Annotated in this window: 1 protein-coding gene; it reads left to right on the top strand. The window is 64.1% G+C overall.

Annotated features, from left to right (window positions below):
• Positions 1 to 968 precede the first annotated feature (968 nt).
• The gene (locus C457_RS11200) at positions 969 to 1,787 is read left to right on the top strand and encodes a rolling circle replication-associated protein (RefSeq protein ID WP_004045523.1); all 819 of its coding nucleotides are present in this window, start codon (positions 969 to 971) and stop codon (positions 1,785 to 1,787) included.
• Positions 1,788 to 1,935 lie beyond the last annotated feature (148 nt).

Here is a 1,935-nt window from a genome sequence, read left to right as displayed (position 1 = left end):
GGTCCCACCGCGAGGTGAGAGGTGCCGGGTGGGGTCCCCCTAGACACCGTTATAGGTCCCTGTGGTGGGTGGTGGGGTCGGTTCGATTTTCGGCGACCCTTGCGCCGTCCTGCGATTAGGGAGCGGAGGGGCGAGTGATTGTGGTGGGAGAATCGCAAGACGGCGGTAAGTTGTGGCGGTTCAGACAGGGGTATCCTTACGCCGTCCTGCGATTGTACGGATAGGGCCGGGATTCGACAGGGGGAAGAATCGCAAGACGGCGGTAAGTTGTGATGGGTGATACTCCGGGGCGATCGGCGACCCCTGCGCTGTCATGCGGTTTCGGGTTCTGTCTGGCTATGGTTAGAACTGCTAATAACAATATGTGGGCGTGTTGGTAGTATCGGGATAGGTAGATGTTCTGCCGGGGTGAAAGGTCAGTATTCTTTAAGGGGCTAGTCGTTCTCGTCGCAGTCAAAGCTACGCAACGTGAGTGAATGCCCGGAGAAGGCCCGGGCGACGGACGATTCCACCGGACGCGATTTGTGGCAGAATCGCCCGGTGGAAACCTCTTGGCCGGAGGGTTCGTCCTCGCTCTGTCCTCTCTCAGCCGAGTCAGTAAGTGTTTCGACGGTTCACGGAAACGCTCGGTCTGGACGACTAAGCGCCGATCCACCGCAAGGATCGGGCGATCTTGATTTGCCCGAGAGCCGGCGTACCCGGCTCGAGGGCCGCCCGATCCGCACGCCCCCGACCGGCGGGAGGGGGCTATCTTGTGCGGTGGCGGTGCGGCGGCGGTGCGGTCTTTACTCGACGCTAGTTAGAACAACTCAAGAGCCGCTATGCTTCGCCAATTCAGGCGTTCCACCGTGCGGTGCGGTAGAAGACGTGCCGGTGGCTATGGTGCGGTGCGGTGCCACCGGCTCGTCTTCGTCGCGGTCGTCGGATAGTGCCGCCCCAGCTGGGCCGGACGTGCTGTCGGGCCACTCGTGGAGCAGCTCGCGATCGCGTCGGTCGGGGTGGTCGGAGTGAGCGCGGATCCCGTCGACGGCGAGGTCGAGTTGGATGAGCAGTCACGGCTCGGTCGGGACTGGGATTGCGGGCCGGATCGGGAGCGGCCGGACTGCCGGAAGGACTTGGCGCACCTGAAGTACCAGACAGAATCGGGGGAACAGGCGTCGTACCGTTGCGGTTCGTGGGACTGCGAGTGTTGCGGCCACCGGCTGAGGATGGGACTGATCGAGGAGATAGAACGGATCACGGAGGAGCGCCCGGAGATGCGTCGGTTCCTGACGCTCACAGTGGACCGCAGAGCGCCCGCGTCGAAGGAGGAGAAGCACGAGTACATCACCGATCGGTGGAACGCGCTGAGGACGGAACTGAGGGACCGCTATCCAAACCTGTCGTATCTGTGGGTGCGGCACGAGGGAGACGAGCGGGACCGGCCGCACCTGCACCTGCTCGTGGATCGGTTCCTGCCGCAGCGGGAACTGTCGCAGTTGGCCGAGCGCGTCGGCCTCGGCCGGGTGGTGGACATCCGGCGGGTGGACGCACGGAACGCGGCGCACTACATCAGTGCGTACCTCGGTCGTGGCTCGCTGTCGTTCCTGCCGTCGGGGTCGCGGCGGTACGGATCTAGCGCCGACGTCGATCTCGATCCACGCGATCCGGGCGGCGACGATCGTGACGGCAGTGCGCTCGAGGAGGACTGGTCACTGATGGCGTGGGATCCGATCGTCGAGGACTGGGTGTCGGCTGCGTCGGGAGACTTCCGGCGCGACGAGGATAGAGGACCGCCACCAGACTAGATCGGTCGGTCCCACCGCGAGGTGAGAGGTGCCGGGTGGGGTCCCCCTAGACACCGTTATAGGTCCCTGTGGTGGGTGGTGGGGTCGGTTCGATTTTCGGCGACCCTTGCGCCTGTCTCTTATACACATCTCTGATGGCGCGAGGGAG

The sequence above is a fragment of the Haloferax prahovense DSM 18310 genome (genome assembly GCF_000336815.1).
Taxonomy (GTDB): domain Archaea; phylum Halobacteriota; class Halobacteria; order Halobacteriales; family Haloferacaceae; genus Haloferax; species Haloferax prahovense.
The sequence above is the reverse complement of the archived record's forward strand: the minus strand, read 5'-3'. Positions and strand labels throughout refer to the sequence as shown.